Raw genomic sequence first — 15,718 nt, forward strand, 5'->3', positions numbered from 1 at the left:
GTTACTTCTTCAGGTCCAGCCCGACGCCCTTGTTGATGAAGGCCAGCGTATAGGCCTTCTTGATGTCGATGCCCGGCTGCGCCACCTTGGCCTTGACCATCTTGTCGTAGAAGCTCTGGATACGCGCTTCCGTCATGCCGCCGATGCCGAGCTTTTCGGTATCGCCGGAATCGACCACGCCGAACTTCTTCAGCTGCTCGATCGAGAAGGCGATCTGCTCGTCCGTCATATCCGGATTGTCCTTCTTGATCAGATCGTTGGCGGCCTTGTTGTCGCCGTACAGGTAGTTGTACCAGCCCTTGGCCGAGCCATCGACGAAGCACTGCACCACCTCCGGCCGCTTGTCGATCGTGTCCTGCATGACCTCGACGGTGGTCGCGTAGGTATCCCAGCCATAGTCGGCGAGCAGGAACTGGTTCGGAACGAAGCCGCCCGCCTTCTGCACCGCGAACGGTTCCGAGGTGACGTAGCCCTGCTGGATCGACTTCTTGTTGGCGATGAACGGCGCCGGGTTGAACGTGTAGGGGACGCGCTTGGCGGCATCGAAGCCGAGCTCGGTCACCATCCACTGGAAGAAGGTCTGCGCACCCTCGTCGCCGAGGATGTACTGGTCGGCGTTCTTCAGGTCTTCCCACTTGTCCAGCCCCTGCCCGGGCTGGGACATGATGACCTGCGGATCCTTCTGGAAGTCGGCGGCGACGACGCGCATCGGAATGCCCTGCTGCACGGCGTCGAAGGCCGACAGAAGGTTGCCGCCCATGTAGAAATCGATCTTGCCGGCCAGCAGCATCGGCCGGCCGCTGACCTGCGGGCCGCCCTGCATGATGGTGACGTCGAGGCCGCACGCGGCATAGGTGCCGTCGGCGACCGCCTGGTAGTAGCCGCCATGCTCAGGCTCGGCCAGCCAGTTGGTGCCGAAGGTGACTTTCTCGTTGGCGGCCGCGCCCAGCGTGCCTGCCGCAAGCAGGACGACTGCGCCCGCCAGGTTCTTCCGTTTTCCGACCATGAACATCACCCTCAATTTGCTCCGACGCGCTGCGCGCCGGGCTCGACACCATTGGTTCAAGAAGCAAGACACATGCCACCGCCTGGGCCGCCTGCTTGCGCGACAGTCGCTGCGAGGAGCGGACGGGTCATGCTGTACGAGAGGCATCGTGCCTATTTTTTGGACGCCTGTCCATAATCGCAAGGACGATGGGCACAGCCATCTTGAAGGCGTCTTTGATCGTGCCTTACCTAAAGCCCCTCGCGCCTGAACGGCACTTATGCGACGCGCCTTAGGTTGTTGTTTCATGCATGTCGTTATCCCAAAACCGCTGCACACTTTTGGGCGACATGCATTAGGCTGAGACAGGAGATTGCCATGTTCCGATTCCTCGCGCCGAAGTCGATCAAGCCGCCCTTTGCACGCTACAGCCACGGCGTCGAAGTGCCTCCCGGCAAGCGCCTGGTGCTGTGTTCGGGCCAGGTCGCCATGACCGCGGACGACCAGATTCCCGAAGATACCGGGGCGCAGGCCGAACTCTGCTTCGCAAACGTAGCGGCGATTCTCGGCGAGGCCGGACTTGGCCTTTCCGACATCGTGCGCATCAACACCTATGTCACCGACCGTGCCTTCCTCAGGCCCTATATGGAGGTGCGCGACCGGCTGTTCGCCAGCCCGGCGCCGGCCTCGACATTGATGATCGTCTCCGGTTTCGCCCGGCCGGAATTCAAGGTCGAGATCGAGGTGATCGCCGCCGGATGATCGACAGGCGATGCCAGCCGCGCTAGGTCTGGCGCGATGATTTGAAGAGGCACGACATGACCGTTGCGAACAGACGCGTGTGGTGGGGCGACTACCGGACCACCGAATACGCCTCGATCGACCCGGAAGCGACGATCGCCGTGCTGCCGGTGGCGGCGATCGAGCAGCACGGACCGCATCTGCCAGTGTCGACCGACACCTCGATCATGAACGGCATGCTGGACACCGTCATCGCCCGCCTGCCCGCCGATCTCGACATCCGTATCCTGCCCGTCCAGGCGGTCGGCAAATCCAACGAACATCTGCATGCGCCGGGCACCCTCACCCTGCCGGCAACGACCCTGGTCGATGCCTGGACCGAACTCGGCCTGTCCATCGCCAGGGCCGGGGTGAGAAAGCTGATCGTCGTCAACTCGCATGGCGGCAATGAGGAGATCATGGGCATCATCACGCGTGAGCTGCGCGTGCGAGCCAAAATGCTGGCGGTGAAGACGAGCTGGCAGCGTTTCGGCCGTCCGGCCGCCATGTACACCGAGCTCGAGGACCGCCACGGCATCCATGGCGGCGACGTCGAGACCTCGCTGATGCTGCATTTCCGGCCCGACCTCGTCGACATGGGCAAGGCCGACAATTTCGTTTCCAATGTCGGCCGCGCCGAGAAGGAATTCGCCCTGCTGCGCCAGACCGGCACACACGCCTTCGCCTGGATCGCCAGCGACCTCAACCCGAACGGCGTGGTCGGCGACGCCTCGATCGCAACGGCCGAGAAAGGCCGGCTGACCGCCGAGCATCAGGCCGACGGCTTCATCAGCCTGGTCAGGGATGTGCGCAAGGCAAAGCTCGCCGACTGGCTGTCGTAATCCGAAGGGGTTCAGGCTTCGATCTTCAACTCGAAAGGTATGCCCTCGAAAGCGTCGGCGCCGCGCCCGATCGCTTCGATCGCGGCGATCATGCGGCCATCACGGCCAAGCAAGGCATCGGCAACGGCGATCAGCCGCGGATTGGGGGTCGCCGAGGGCGAGAGCGCGCGCAGCGTCTGCGCCAGCTCGACCTCGTCGCGCTTCGGCGCCAGCGCCGCGGCAATGATATAGGCCGAGGCGGTCGAGCGGCTGATGCCGGCATAGCAATGCACGACCAGCGGCTTTGCCCGATCCCAGCGATAACCGAAATCGAGCAGCGCGCGGACATGCTCCTCGCCCGGCATGGTCATGCCTTCCTGGGCCACGGCGATATCGTGCATGACCAGATGCAAGTGGTTTTCCGCCACGATCGAGGCCGGGCGCATCACTTCGGTGCCAGCGGCAAGCAACGACAGCAGGCGCTGCGCGCCGGTTCTCGCCACAGTCTCCTCGACCTTCGACAGCGAACAGACATGGATCATGGGTTGGTTTCCTTCGTCTGATCCTCGCGCAATGAGGCCCAGTCGGCAAGCGCCGCTTCGAGCCGCTGCCATTCGGCCTCATCGCCCGGCAGTCCGGCGCGCAGGACCTGTGGCCGCAGGGCGAAATGCCGGAGCAGGATGCCGCGCTCACCCAGCGCCGAAAACAGGCCGGCGGCTTCGGGCAGGCGCAGATAGCGGAACAACGTGGTGCCGCCGGCCACGGTAGCGCCGAACCGGGCGAACAGCTTGTCGAGCCGCGCCGCGTCCTGCGCCAGCCGCCCACGCATGGCGGCCTGCCAATCGAGGTCGCCAAGCGCGCGGATGCCGTATTCAAGCGCCGGGCCTGCCACCGCCCAGGGTCCCAGTTGCGTCTCCAGCCGCTGGACCGTCAGCGTGTCGGCCAGCGCGAAGCCGAGCCTGACACCGGCAAGGCCGAAGAACTTGCCGAAGGAACGCAGCACGACGATGCCGCCCTGCCCGACATCGCCGGCCAGGCTTTCCCCTCCCGGCCCGACATCCATGAACGCCTCGTCGACGACCAGCAGGCCGCCCTTGGCGCGAAGGTGGGCGGCAAGCTGAAGCAGTCTTTCGCGCTCGACGACGCGACCGTCCGGATTGTTGGGGTTGACGACAACGGCGAGGTCGGCCTCGGCAAGCGCTTCGACATCATCGACGTCGGCCGCCGCATGGCCGGCGATGGCGGCGGCTCGGCTGTGCTCGGCATAGGTCGGCCCGAGCACCAGCGCCTTGCCGGGCTTCACCAGCGAGGCAACGCGCGGCAGCAGGATCTGCGTGCCGGGCGCGGCCGCCACATGCGCCGTCGACGGCGCGCCATAGGCGCCGGCCGCGACCGCTCGAAGTTCGCCGAGCCGCGCCGCTTCCGGCAATCGCGACAGGGTGGTGGCGGGCAATTCGAAAATTGGATAGGAGTGCGGATTGATACCCGTCGAGAGATCGACGAAAGGCCGTGGCGCGTGAGGGAAGAGCGCGCTCGCCCGGCCAAGGGATCCGCCGTGATCCACTGCCGCAATCGCTCCATCAAGAAGCTTCATGTCGATACTGATTGCCTTCCTGTCATTGGTCATTGAGCGGGCACTCGGCTACCCGGACTGGCTGTTCGGGGCCATCGGCCATCCCGTCACCTGGTTCGGCAGGCTGATATCCTTTCTCGATCGCGCGCTCAACCGCGCCACTGATTCCGACGCTCAGCGTCGCCGCCGGGGCGTCATGGCTCTGCTGGTCATTGTTCTGGTGCCGGCGGCCATCGCTTTTGCCGTGCAGCTCCTGCTCTGGCAGATGTTTCCGGTCGGCCTCATCATCACCGCGATCCTGGCGTCGACGCTCATGTCGCAGAAGAGCCTGGCCGATCATGTCGAGGCGGTGGCCGACGCGCTCGACACCGGCGGCCTTACGCTCGGCCGCATCGCCGTCTCGCGCATCGTCGGCCGCGATCCCGAAAAGCTCGACAAGGCAGGCGTTTCCCGCGCGGCGATCGAAAGCCTGGCCGAGAATTTCTCCGACGGCATCGTCGCTCCGGCCTTCTGGACCGGGGTCTGCGGCCTGGCCGGCGGCGTCGCCTACAAGGCCGCCAACACCGCCGATTCGATGATCGGCCACCGCACGCCGCGCCATGAGGCCTTCGGCTGGGCGGCGGCGCGCTTCGACGACTGGATCAACCTGCCGGCATCGCGGCTGACAGGGCTGCTGATCGTGCTGGCTGCCTTCTTCGTCAAAGGCGCGGACCCCCGCAACGCCTGGCAGGCCATGCGGCGCGACGCGAAAAAGCACCGTTCGCCCAATGCCGGCTGGCCGGAGGCGGCGATGGCCGGCGCGTTGGGTCTCGCCCTGGCCGGCCCGCGCAGCTACAGCGGCGTGGTCGTCGAGGATGCCTACATGGGCGAAGGCGGCCGGCGCGAGGCGGAAAGCCTCGACATCAGGCAGGCGCTGAAGCTCTACCAGGTGGCCGACTGGCTGCTGATCGCGCTGTTCGGCATGCTGTCGGCGCTGTTGATCTATCTGACGATGTGATCAGAACTCGATGCCTTGCTGGGCTTTCACGCCCGCCGAGAAATGGTGCTTGGTGAGGCCCATTTCGGTGACGAGATCGGCCGCCTCGACGAGCAGCGGCTTGGCGTTTCGGCCGGTGACGATGATATGCAGGTCAGCACGGCGCGCCTTCAGCGCGGCAACGACCTTTTCCAGATCGAGATAGTCGTAGCGCAGCGCGATGTTGAGCTCGTCGAGCACGACAAGGCTGATCGACGGATCCGCCATCAGCTCCAGTGCTTTTGCCCAGGCGGCCTCGGCGGCGGCGATATCGCGCTTCAGGTCCTGCGTCTCCCAGGTGAAGCCCTCGCCCATCGCATGCCAGACGACGCGGTCGCCGAAGGCGGCGAAGGCGTCCTTCTCGCCGGTATGCCATTTGCCCTTGATGAACTGCACGACGCCGACGCGCCTGCCGTAGCCGAGCATCCTGAGCGCCAGCCCGAAGGCGGCCGTGGTCTTGCCCTTGCCCGGGCCGGTGTTGACGATCAGCAGCCCCTTCTCGATCGTCTTTGCCGCCACCTCGGCATCCTGCACAGCCTTGCGCTTGGCCATCTTGGCGCGGTGGCGCTCGGCATCCTTGTCATCGGTCTCAGTCATCTCACTTCACCTTCAGCGGCAGACCGGCCACCATCAGCAGCACCGTATTGGCGACGGCGGCGACCTGCTGGTTGAGCCGGCCGGCCGCATCGCGAAACCGCCTCGCCAGCGCATTGTCGGGCACGATGCCCAGGCCGACCTCGTTGGACACCACGAACCACGGCCCGCGCGGCCGCGATAGAACATCCACAAGCCGCCGGCATTCCGCATCGAGGTCGCGCTCGGCCAGCATATGATTGGTCAGCCACAGAGTCAGGCAGTCGATCAAGACGGGTTGGTGGTCAGGCAGCGCCTCGATCGCGGCGGCAAGATCGAGCGGCGCGTCGACCGTCGCCCAGCCCTCGCCGCGACGCGCCCGATGCAGCGCGATGCGCTCGCGCATCTCATCGTCATAGGCTTCCGCGGTGGCGATGTAAGCCCATGGCGAGGGACTCGCCGTCACCAGGGTTTCGGCATGCGCACTCTTGCCGGAGCGCGCACCGCCGATGATGAAGGTCAGTCCCCTGCGATCAGGCAAAGCTGTCGCGCAGGCTGGTGGCCGTGCCGGTGAAGCGGCCGCGCACCACGCCGACGGCAGCGCCCAGCACCAGCCAGAACACCAGGTCGGTGACCGTCACCGCCACCACGAACTGGTGATGCAGGCCTTCGGGAATCGGCGTCTCGAAGCTTTCCGGCTGCGGCGCGCCGACGATGTGCGGCGCGACGATCAGGGCCACGGCCAGGATCGCCAGCGGCAGCGACTTGCGGAAAGCGATCAGGCCGAGTCCGGCGGCGGTCGCGACCGCTGTCGCCGTCCACCAGATCTGGCGCGGCAGGAGTTCGGCGGCCGGCATCGCCGGCAGTTCCGGCGGCAGGCCGAGGCCCGGCGCCAGCGTGAACACGGCAAAGCCGGCGAGACCCCAGAACACGCCCTGGCGCCAGTTGCCGATACCACCGGCGAATTCCGAAACCGCGACCAGGATCAGCGCGAAGCCGATGCCGGTGACGATGTTGGCGACGACGTTGAAGGCGAAACGCTCGAAGCCGTCGGCCGGTGCCCAGCCCTCGTCTTCCGCTGGCGCGGCCGCTTCGGCCGGAGCCGGCGCGGAACTCATGGCATTTCCGGCCGGAGCGGCGGAGCTCATGGCGTCGCCGGTCTCGGCAGGCGCCGCGGCATGATCATGATGATGGCCGCCGCCGGCCTGTTCGTAGACTTCCGCCTTGAGGATCAGCGGCACGGTTGCATAGGCCTGCAGGCAAGCGAGAACGACGCCGGCCACGAGCCCTGCAATCGCCGCGATGAACACGACGTTGCGAAACAGGTTCATGATGTCAGGCCCTTGTCAGTGGCAGGGAAACGCCATCGAGTGGCGGTAGTCGTGAGCGGCGTTGTGGACCGCATCGAGATGCGAGAAGCCGACAAAGCCGACGACGAAAATGCCGAGCAACGCGGCCATGGCCAGCTGCATGAAGCGCGACTGCGAGGAGACGGAGGTGCCGAGGGAGACGGAAGCGGTCGTCATGTCTTGTCCTTTCGCCCTCCACCCGAGGGCATAGAATTCAACGTTTCTGTCGCCGGCAGGTCTCCTGGCTCGCGGATCAGCGCCCTTCCCCACCTTCCCGAGGATTTTCCTCAGTGGTCTTGGAGAGGACTACCGCACACAGTTGCGGGGGCAGCCACGGCATTGGACGAATTCGCCCTCACCGCATTCCCTCTTGGCTCCAAAAACGGAACCGACGACGGCAGGACTATAGGCAGAATCGTCGCGCCCGGCAAACCAAATTCCGGCGGCCACCAGCGCAAATGCGCCACCGGGCCTAGCTGTCCGACGCGGCAATCCGCTCGGCAACCAGATGCTGCAGCCGCCACAGATGGCGGTCATGGATGCCGCGCTGCTCGAGGTTCTTCACCGTGTTGTAAAGATAGTCTGCGCCCGATCCCCAGTGCCCGCAGGATGTCGCCAGCCTTTCGACCACCACGCTTTCCTCGAGCGGGCCGGAATAGGTTGTGCCCTTGCGGTTGATGACGAATGCCAGCGCCCGCAACGTGCCGCCGTCGCTCGAAAGGTTGAGCAGGCGCGGATGGTAGCTGGTCGGCTTCAGCGTCACTTCGCGCCGCAGAACCTTGTCGAGCTGCCGGCGCCGGTCGGCGTCGCCAAGCCTGAAGGCGACGCCCTTGCACTGCCCGCCCCGGTCCAGCGCCATCATCAGGCCAGGCTGCTCCCTGGTGCCGCGCCAGCGCGTCATCTTCATGCAGAAGGACCTGTGCCAGCCGCGCGCGACCGCAACCCGTTCCTCGACATGATCGATCTCGGGCTTCCAGATCAGCGAGCCGTAGCCGAACAGCCAGAGCGGTTCGCTGCCAGGCAGCTCAGCCTCCAGCGTGTCCAGCATCGCTTCATAGTCGGCATCGTCCAGATGCATCGCGTTGGGATCAGGCCCGCTGTCCTCGACGACGCGAAAGCAGCGCGCGACCAGCTCCTCGGTGAGCGACATTGTCCTTGGCGGCATGAACTGTCCCTGGGCACCCGACTTGTGAAGCGCCGACCTTAGGGGCGGCGATTGCGTGCCACAATGGCCACGGCGCGAGCGATTGACAAACATCCTGGCCGGGTGTCGGCTGGACCATTCAGGGAGCCGCCTATGCAGCCCAAACCGAGCGACGACCTCTACACCGGCCTGACCAGGCTTGAGCCGACGCTGCCGTCGTCGGCCTATTGGGATGCCGGGGCTTACGGTCGTGACCTCGACGCGATCTGGTACAAAAGCTGGCTGCTGGTCTGCCGCGAGGCCGACCTTGCCCAGCCGCTGGCTTTCAGGACATTCCGCGTCGGCACGCAGGAGATCGTGGTGCTGCGCGACGAGGCCGGCGAATTGCGCGCCTTCCACAACACCTGCCGGCATCGCGGCTCGCAGCTTTGCCAGGAGAGCGAGGGAAGGCTGAAGGCCAGGCTGCTGACCTGCCCCTACCACGCCTGGTCCTATTCGCTGCGCGGCGACCTCGTGCGCGTGCCGTCGAAGTCGCTGCCCGAAGGCTTCGACAAGGCCGACTACCCGCTCTATGGCGTGGCGCTGTCGGTGTGGCGCGGCTTCGTCTTCATCAACCTCGCCGAAGATGCCGCCGGCTCGGCGGAAGCCTCGTTCGACCAGGCTTCCGGCAATCTCGCCAACTGGCCGCTGGAGACGCTGGTCACCGGCCATGCGCTGCGCAAGGTGATGAACTGCAACTGGAAGATCTTTTGGGAGAACTTCAACGAGTGCCTGCATTGCCCCGGCGTCCACAAGGACCTGTCGCGGCTGGTGCCGATCTATGGCCGAGGCCTGATGGCGAGGCACGACGATCCCGAATGGGCGCGCCACGCCGACAATGACGCGCCGGAATTCTCCGGCGGCCTGCGCGCCGGCGCCGAGACCTGGTCGCGCGACGGGCACGTGCACGGTCCGGTGTTTGCCGGCCTGACGCCGGCCGAATGCGCCGCCGGCCAGACCTACGCCACGAGCCTGCCGTCGATGTTCATCGTCGGCCATGTCGACTATGTGCGCACCGTGCGGCTTGTGCCGCTCGGCCCGGAGCAGACGGAACTGTCGGCCGAATGGCTGTTCCCGGCCGAAGCGCTCGCCTCGCCGGAAGCCGACATCGACAACATCGTCGCCTTCGGCAGGCAGGTGCTGGAAGAGGACGCGGCGATCTGCGAGGTCAACCAGAAGGGCCTGCGTTCGATGCGCCACGAGGCCGGCGTGCTGATGCCGGAGGAGTACGACCTGCACCGTTTCCACGAATGGGTGCGCGCGCGGCATCAGGCATTTTCGCCCAAACCCTAGAGCGACTTCGGCAGACGCCGTCAGGTGACAAAGCCACGGCCGCCGCCAGCAGCCCGCCCGTGGCGAACGCTGAACCCAGGCTCGGCCACCCTTCGAACCGCCCGGACGAAAACGGCGGGCAGATTGATGCATGTCACAGCAGCCCCGCCTTCTTTTGTCTGGCTGAACCATGATAGTCGTTTGGCATCACTGAATCGGAATGCGAGACACGATGAGCCTTCAAACGCCGGCCGAACCTGTTCAGGACACGCCGAAGCAAGGACGCATCGTCGCCATCGACATCGTGCGCGGCATCGCGCTGCTGGCGATGGCGAGCTACCATTTCACCTGGGACCTCGAGAATTTCGGCTACACCGATCCCGGCCTCACCGCCTTCGGCTGGTGGAAGATCTACGCGCGCTGCATCGCCTCGACCTTCTTGTTCCTGGTCGGCGTCAGCCTGTTCCTCGCCCATGGAAGGCAAATCCGCTGGCCGGGCTTCTGGAAGCGCTTCGCCATGGTAGCCGTGGCGGCGCTGGCCATATCGTTGATCACCCGCATCGCCACGCCCGATGGCTTCATCTTCTTCGGCATATTGCACGAGATCGCGCTCGCCTCCCTGCTCGGCCTCGCCTTCCTGCGATTGCCCTCGCTGCTGACCATCGCCGTCGCGGCGCTTGTGATCGCCGCCCCGCTCTATCTGCGCTCGCAAGCCTTCGACCACCCGGCGCTGTGGTGGGTCGGCCTGTCGGCGACCAATCCGCGCTCCAACGACTATGTGCCGCTCTTACCTTGGTTCGGCGCCGTGCTGCTGGGCATTGCCGCGGCGAAACTTGCCTCAACGTCCGGCGTGCTCGCCCGGCTGGCGAAGCTGGCGCCCGGCCGCTGGTCCAACCCGCTGGTCTTCATCGGCCGCCACAGCCTGGCCTTCTACCTGATCCACCAGCCGCTGCTGTTCGGTTCGGTCTGGCTGTTTTCGCAGGTGATGCCGGCGGCGCCGCTGGACCAGGACGCCAGCTTCCTCAAATCCTGCCAGATATCCTGCGAGCAGCAGCGCGACAGCAAATTCTGTACGAGCTATTGTGGCTGCATGCTCGATACGCTGCAGGGCGAAGGGACGCTGGACAGGCTCTACGACGGCGACCAGACACCGGAGTTCAAGGCGCATCTCGCCGATCTCGCCGGCGCCTGCACGGCGAGCACTGACGACGCGACGGAGGGAGGACAGCAATGACCGACAGTCAGCCGAAACCCGGGCTCATCCCGTGGCCGCCGCTGATCTATGTCATTGCCATCGCCGCCAGCGTCGCGCTTGGCCTCTTCTTTCCGCTGCCGTGGATCGGCGACCTGTTGGGCGACCTTATGTTTGCCGCCGGCTGGGTGGCGCTGTTCTTCGTCGCCGCGCTTTGGTTCACGGCGATCCGCGTCATGCTGCGGGCGAGGACGACCTTCAATCCCAACGCGGTGCCCGACCATCTCGTCACTTCGGGTCCGTTCTCGATCACCCGCAACCCGATGTACCTCGCCAACACGCTGCTGTTGATCGGCGTCGCCTTCATCACCGGGATCGCCTGGTTCCTGCTGTTTGCCTTCATCGCCGCCTTCGCCACGCAGAAGCTGGCGATCGAGAAGGAGGAGAAGGTGCTGGCGGCGAAATTCGGCAAGAAATACCGCGACTACGCCAAGCGGGTGCGGCGCTGGATTTGAGCCTCGCGGGCAAGCGCCGCCAGACTTGATCGGGTCCTCGTTTACATGACCGCCCTGGTCTCCCCAGGCCTGCTTTCGAAATCGAAAAGCCTCTGGGTAGCCAATGCGGCAGCGCCACGCGCCCAGGAATCGTCGGCCCAGTCAGGCGTGATCGGCGGCGGGTTCCACATCGCATAGCGCTTCAACGCGTCGCGCATCGGCTCGAACAGATAGTCGCCGAAGCTGACCGCTTCACCGCCGCCGACGATGACCTCCGGATCGATGATGTTGCAGAAGCCGCCAAGGAACCGGCCTATGCCTTCGCCGGCTTCGCGCAGGATCTCCACGGCGGTCTCGTCACCGGCCTGGGCCGCTTCGAACATGTCATGGCGGGAGGCCTCGCCCGGCAGGCCTTTCGCTTCACGCCACCGCCTCACCAGGGCCGGCTCCGAGAAGAAGGTCTGCAGGCAGCCGCGCCGGCCGCATTCGCATTGTGGCCCGTTCGGATTGTAGATGGAGTGCCCCATCTTGCCCGCGGCACCGCTTGCGCCGTGATGCACGGCGCCGTCGATCACCACGGCGCAGCTGATGCCGGCTCCGATCGCCAACGCGCCGACCGTGCGATGATGCCGGCCGAGGCCGAACAATTGCTGCGCCAGCGCGAAAGCATTGGTGTCGTCGTCAGCCCAGACCGGCACATGCACGAGTTCGGCGAGCATGGCCGCGATTGGTACGTCGATCCAGTTGAACCGGTGGCTGAGCCGGCAAACGCCATTGTCGATGACACCTGGCACCGCGATGCCTATGCCGCTTAGCTGCGCGCCGCTCGGCGCCTTGCGGTCCGCTAGCAATTCCTTGACGGCGGCCGCGCAGGCCTCGACAGTACTTTGAGGCGACGGGTCGGGCACCGCCACCTGCCTGGAGACAAGCGGGGTCGTCGCAAGATCGGTCAGCACGCAATCGATGGCGCCGGCCTTCAGCTTGAGCCCTACGACCAGGCGGCCCGCATAATTTATGCTGATCGGGATAGGCCGCCTCCCCGGCGCCCCCAGGCTGGCTTCTCCCTCGACGAGGATGTTCTCGTCCAAGAGTTCGGAAACCACGAAGGTCACCGCAGCCGGGCTCAGACCGCTGCGCGTCGCCATGTCCGCCCTGCTCATCGGTCCGTCGGCGCGGATCATGTTCAGGATCAATCGTCGGTTCATGGCGCGCGATGTCTGCTGATCACCCTTGAGTTTCATTTCTAGCCTCATTATTAATTTTGTAAATTAACTATTGACCGACTTCATCTGCATACGCTACGACTTGCCCCGGTTCAATCGGAATCCGGCTGCTCTCAGGGAGGAGAAAATAGCCATGGCCATCGACGTCACGACTCTGTCCACGACAAGGCGCCGTTTCCTGAAGGGCACCGGCGCAGCCCTCGCCGCTTCCGCCGCAAGCGGGCTTTGCTTGCCGGCCCTGGCGCAGGCGCAGGAAATCACCATCATCTCCAACCTCAGCAATGTCGGGCAACGCGACATCCTGCACAGGCTGGCGGCCGAATACGAGGCGAAATCCGGCGCCAAGGTCACCATCAACAACATGGATCACGAGGCGCACAAGACCGCGATCCGCAGCTATCTCGTCGTCGGCGCCCCCGATATCTGCTTCTGGTTCTCCGGCAACCGCATGAAGGCGTTCGTCAACAAGGGCCTGTTCGACGACATCTCCGATCTGTTTGCCCGCGAGAACTTCAAGAGCGTGCTCGGCGCCACGACCAGTGCCGTCACTGTCGGCGACAAGCAGTATGGCCTGCCGATGGGCGGCCTGCTCTGGGGCCTGTTCTACCGCAAGGACGTCTTTGCCGAACACAACTGGACCCCGCCGAAGACCTGGACCGACCTTCTCGCCTTCGGCGAGGCCGCGAAATCCGCTGGCATGATCCCGATGAGCATGGGCACCAAGGAGCTTTGGCCCGCAGGTGGCTGGTTCGACCACATGAACCTGCGCATCAACGGTCTCGACAAGCACATCGCGCTGATGGACGGCAAGGTCCAGTACACCGATCCGATGCTGACGCCCGTCTTCGACAAATGGAACGATCTGATCAAGGCCGGTTTCTTCTCGCCCAACCACAGTTCCTTCGGCTGGGAACAGGCAGGTGCGGCGCTGGCGCAAAAGAAGGCGGCCATGCTGGACCTCGGCGGTTTCGTCAGATCCGCCTTCCCGGAGGCCGACGTTCCGCAACTCGCCTATGCGCCGTTTCCCGAAGTCGTCCCCGGCGTCGCCCGGTATGAGGATTTCTCCGTCAACTCCATTCACGTGCCTGCCAACGCCAAGAACAAGCAAGGCGCGCGCGACTTCCTCGCCTATTTCTACAAGCCGGAGAACCTGGGCGCCTTCCTCGCCGCCGAGGGAGCCATCCCGCCGCGCAACGACTGCCCGCCCAGCAAGGATCCGCTGGTCAACGCCGCGGTCGAGGAACTGAAGAAGGTGGTCGGCACGTCGCAATATTACGATCGCGACACGGATCCGGACATGGCCCAGGAAGGCATGACCGGGCTCCAGGAATTCATGGTCAAGCCCGAACGGCGCGAGCAGATCCTCGAGCGGCTGGAAAAGACCCGCAAGAGAATCTTCGGTTAGTCCTCCCGGACCTGACGGGCCGCCGCCTCTCCCGGCGGTCCCGTCTCTCTTTTGGATGAATTCCCATGCCCCGCTTCTGGCGCAGAAATCGTCATTGGATGACACCGGCACTTCTCCTTCTGCCGGGTCTCATCCTGTTCAGCCTGGTGATTCTTGCCGCCTCCTTCGAGACGGTCTGGATTTCGCTGCTCGACTGGGACGGTATCGGCGCGAAGACCTGGGTCGGCCTCGCCAACTATGTCGAGCTGGCCGAAGACCCGCAATTCTACGTCTCGCTCAAGAACAATATCATCTGGCTGCTGATCTTCATGCTGGCGCCGCCGATCGGCCTCGCGCTGGCGCTGATCGTCAACCAGCAGATCGGCGGCATGCGCATCCTGAAATCGCTGTTCTTTGTCCCGCTGGTGCTGGCCACGGTGACCGTGGGCGTCGTTTTCGGTTGGGTCTACGATCCGACCTATGGTTTGCTGCAATTGATCTTCGGCCTGTTCGGCGGCACCGCGCCGGCGCTGCTTTCCGACGAGAATTTCGCCACCTTCGCGGTGGCCACCGCCGGTCTGTGGCCGCAGATCGCCTTCTGCATGGTGCTGTTCCTGGCCGGCCTGAACAACCTCAACGAGGACCTGATCGGCGCCGGTCGCGTCGACGGCGCGCGCGGCTGGCGCATGCTGCGCCATGTGGTCCTGCCGCAACTGTCGCAGGTCGGCTTCATCGCCATCGCGGTCACGGTGATCGGCGCGCTGCGCTCCTTCGACATGGTCGCGGTCATGACCACCGGCGGCCCCTATGGCTCGTCGACGGTGCTCGCCTACCAGATGTACGAGGAATCGATCTTTTCCTATCGCTTCGGCTACGGCGCAGCGATCGCCACGGTTCTCTTCGCCATCATGATCGTCTTCATCGCCTGGTACCTGCGAGGCCTCATCAAGGCCGAACGGAGCAATGCCTGATGTATCGGAAGACGCCAAGCTCCAGCGTGCGCTCTATGTCGGCGGCGTGACCCTGGTCGTCGCGCTGTGGCTGTTGCCGCTCTTCGCCGTGATGCTGACGTCGATCCGCTCCAACGAAGAGCTGATGGCGGGCAACTATTGGGGCTGGCCGCAGAAATTCAGCCTGATCGAGAATTACACGGCGGTCTTCGAACAGACCGCGATGCTGCGCTTCTTCCTCAACAGCCTGCTGATCACCGTTCCCTCGGTGATCGGCGTGCTGATCCTGTCGACGTTGACCGGCTTCGTCCTGTCCCGCTATCCGTTCCGCGGTTCAAACCTCATTTTCGCATTGTTTGTCGGCGGCAATTTTCTGCCGGCCCAGATCATGATGATCCCGGTGCGTGATCTGATGGTGAGGCTCGGCCTCTACGACACCGTCTACGCCCTGATCGTCTTCCACATCGCCTTCCAGACCGGCTTTGCGACGCTTTTCATGCGCAACTTCATCGCCGCCTTGCCCGGCGAATTGTTCCAGGCCGCGCGCGCCGAAGGGGCTTCGCCCTTCCAGGTGCTGCGTCATGTGGTGGTTCCGCTGGTGCGGCCCGCACTGGCGGCGCTCGCCATCCTCACCTTCACCTTCATCTGGAACGACTATTTCTGGGCGATCGTGCTGACCCAGAGCGACGCGGTCAAACCCGTAACTGCCGGGCTCAACAATCTGCGCGGCGAGTGGACGTCGGCCTGGAACATCATTTCGGCGGCAACGATCTTCGTCGCCCTGCCGCCGGTCGTCATGTTCTTCCTGATGCAGAAGCACTTCATCAGCGGCCTCACCATGGGGGCGGTCAAGGGATGATCTTCGCTTCAGGATTTCAGGTCGGACCATACGGACGCAACCGGCAGACACGGAAAGGCGCCTCG

18 protein-coding genes and 1 riboswitch are annotated in these 15,718 nt (G+C 64.8%); of the genes, 9 read left to right on the forward strand and 9 right to left on the reverse strand.

The genetic code is table 11. The features are described from left to right. Position 1 precedes the first annotated feature (1 nt). Positions 2 to 1,006, reverse strand: coding sequence for an ABC transporter substrate-binding protein (locus EN846_RS12820; protein WP_127393757.1), 1,005 nt, complete (start codon positions 1,004 to 1,006; stop codon positions 2 to 4). Between the two features lie 357 nt (positions 1,007 to 1,363). Here EN846_RS12820 and EN846_RS12825 point away from each other — a divergent pair, with 357 nt between their 5' ends. Both EN846_RS12825 and EN846_RS12830 read left to right on the forward strand, forming a co-directional pair. Then, positions 1,364 to 1,747, forward strand: a complete 384-nt coding sequence (locus tag EN846_RS12825; RefSeq protein ID WP_127393756.1) for a RidA family protein — start codon at positions 1,364 to 1,366, stop codon at positions 1,745 to 1,747. A gap of 56 nt (positions 1,748 to 1,803) precedes the next feature. Beyond that, positions 1,804 to 2,607 carry a creatininase family protein gene (locus tag EN846_RS12830; RefSeq protein ID WP_128346786.1) on the forward strand — a complete coding sequence of 268 codons (804 nt, stop codon included), beginning with the start codon at positions 1,804 to 1,806 and terminating at the stop codon, positions 2,605 to 2,607. An 11-nt stretch (positions 2,608 to 2,618) separates the two neighbouring features. On the opposite strand, the gene EN846_RS12835 is transcribed toward EN846_RS12830, so the two are convergent. Both EN846_RS12835 and cobD read right to left on the reverse strand, forming a co-directional pair. Beyond that, entirely contained in the window at positions 2,619 to 3,128 is a 510-nt protein-coding gene (locus EN846_RS12835) for a tyrosine phosphatase family protein (protein ID WP_127309397.1), read from the reverse strand. Further along, positions 3,125 to 4,180 carry a threonine-phosphate decarboxylase CobD gene (gene cobD, locus EN846_RS12840; RefSeq protein ID WP_127394131.1) on the reverse strand — a complete coding sequence of 352 codons (1,056 nt, stop codon included), beginning with the start codon at positions 4,178 to 4,180 and terminating at the stop codon, positions 3,125 to 3,127. The genes EN846_RS12835 and cobD overlap by 4 nt, the downstream gene beginning before the upstream one ends. Here cobD and cbiB point away from each other — a divergent pair. Further along, the gene (cbiB, locus tag EN846_RS12845) at positions 4,179 to 5,156 is read left to right on the forward strand and encodes an adenosylcobinamide-phosphate synthase CbiB (RefSeq protein WP_127285116.1); all 978 of its coding nucleotides are present in this window, start codon (positions 4,179 to 4,181) and stop codon (positions 5,154 to 5,156) included. The two genes, cobD and cbiB, sit on opposite strands and share 2 nt — an antisense overlap. Here cbiB and cobO read toward each other — a convergent pair whose 3' ends face one another. The 5 genes from cobO to EN846_RS12870 form a co-directional block, all read right to left on the reverse strand. Further along, the gene (gene cobO / locus EN846_RS12850; protein WP_127285117.1) at positions 5,157 to 5,771 is read right to left on the reverse strand and encodes a cob(I)yrinic acid a,c-diamide adenosyltransferase; all 615 of its coding nucleotides are present in this window, start codon (positions 5,769 to 5,771) and stop codon (positions 5,157 to 5,159) included. It lies immediately after the preceding gene. Between the two features lies 1 nt (position 5,772). Then, on the reverse strand, positions 5,773 to 6,288 hold the full coding sequence (gene cobU / locus EN846_RS12855; protein ID WP_127285118.1) for a bifunctional adenosylcobinamide kinase/adenosylcobinamide-phosphate guanylyltransferase: 516 nt from the start codon (positions 6,286 to 6,288) through the stop codon (positions 5,773 to 5,775). After that, positions 6,281 to 7,078, reverse strand: a complete 798-nt coding sequence (locus EN846_RS12860) for a CbtA family protein (RefSeq protein WP_127285119.1) — start codon at positions 7,076 to 7,078, stop codon at positions 6,281 to 6,283. Before EN846_RS12860 ends, cobU begins: the two co-directional genes overlap by 8 nt. A 15-nt stretch (positions 7,079 to 7,093) precedes the next feature. After that, complete coding sequence (locus tag EN846_RS12865; RefSeq protein WP_126054052.1) at positions 7,094 to 7,273, reverse strand: CbtB domain-containing protein; 180 nt, start codon at positions 7,271 to 7,273, stop codon at positions 7,094 to 7,096. 36 nt (positions 7,274 to 7,309) lie between these two features. Beyond that, positions 7,310 to 7,504, reverse strand: a riboswitch (cobalamin riboswitch). Positions 7,505 to 7,568: 64 nt separating this feature from the next. Further along, positions 7,569 to 8,261, reverse strand: a complete 693-nt coding sequence (locus tag EN846_RS12870; protein WP_127393721.1) for a gamma-glutamylcyclotransferase — start codon at positions 8,259 to 8,261, stop codon at positions 7,569 to 7,571. A gap of 132 nt (positions 8,262 to 8,393) precedes the next feature. Between EN846_RS12870 and EN846_RS12875 the strand changes: the two genes are divergently transcribed. From EN846_RS12875 to EN846_RS12885, 3 genes are all read left to right on the forward strand, one after another. Beyond that, positions 8,394 to 9,572, forward strand: a complete 1,179-nt coding sequence (locus tag EN846_RS12875; protein ID WP_127393720.1) for an aromatic ring-hydroxylating dioxygenase subunit alpha — start codon at positions 8,394 to 8,396, stop codon at positions 9,570 to 9,572. Positions 9,573 to 9,783: 211 nt separating this feature from the next. Continuing rightward, positions 9,784 to 10,785 (forward strand): DUF1624 domain-containing protein, encoded by a 1,002-nt coding sequence (locus EN846_RS12880; protein WP_127393719.1) that lies wholly within the window; start codon positions 9,784 to 9,786, stop codon positions 10,783 to 10,785. Continuing rightward, complete coding sequence (locus EN846_RS12885; protein ID WP_127393718.1) at positions 10,782 to 11,258, forward strand: isoprenylcysteine carboxylmethyltransferase family protein; 477 nt, start codon at positions 10,782 to 10,784, stop codon at positions 11,256 to 11,258. The genes EN846_RS12880 and EN846_RS12885 overlap by 4 nt, the downstream gene beginning before the upstream one ends. Before the next feature lie 41 nt (positions 11,259 to 11,299). Here EN846_RS12885 and EN846_RS12890 read toward each other — a convergent pair whose 3' ends face one another. Continuing rightward, positions 11,300 to 12,478 carry an ROK family transcriptional regulator gene (locus tag EN846_RS12890; RefSeq protein ID WP_127285124.1) on the reverse strand — a complete coding sequence of 393 codons (1,179 nt, stop codon included), beginning with the start codon at positions 12,476 to 12,478 and terminating at the stop codon, positions 11,300 to 11,302. Between the two features lie 115 nt (positions 12,479 to 12,593). Here EN846_RS12890 and EN846_RS12895 point away from each other — a divergent pair, with 115 nt between their 5' ends. The 3 genes from EN846_RS12895 to EN846_RS12905 all read left to right on the forward strand — a co-directional run bounded on the left by EN846_RS12895 (position 12,594) and on the right by EN846_RS12905 (position 15,653). Continuing rightward, a complete protein-coding gene (locus EN846_RS12895) occupies positions 12,594 to 13,865 on the forward strand; it encodes an ABC transporter substrate-binding protein (protein ID WP_127393116.1) in 1,272 nt (423 codons plus the stop codon). Positions 13,866 to 13,930: 65 nt separating this feature from the next. Beyond that, on the forward strand, positions 13,931 to 14,815 hold the full coding sequence (locus EN846_RS12900) for a sugar ABC transporter permease (protein WP_127393115.1): 885 nt from the start codon (positions 13,931 to 13,933) through the stop codon (positions 14,813 to 14,815). Beyond that, a complete protein-coding gene (locus EN846_RS12905; RefSeq protein ID WP_135913908.1) occupies positions 14,808 to 15,653 on the forward strand; it encodes a carbohydrate ABC transporter permease in 846 nt (281 codons plus the stop codon). Before EN846_RS12900 ends, EN846_RS12905 begins: the two co-directional genes overlap by 8 nt. Positions 15,654 to 15,718 lie beyond the last annotated feature (65 nt).

The sequence above is a fragment of the Mesorhizobium sp. M4B.F.Ca.ET.203.01.1.1 genome, assembly GCF_004791025.1.
GTDB lineage: Bacteria > Pseudomonadota > Alphaproteobacteria > Rhizobiales > Rhizobiaceae > Mesorhizobium > Mesorhizobium abyssinicae.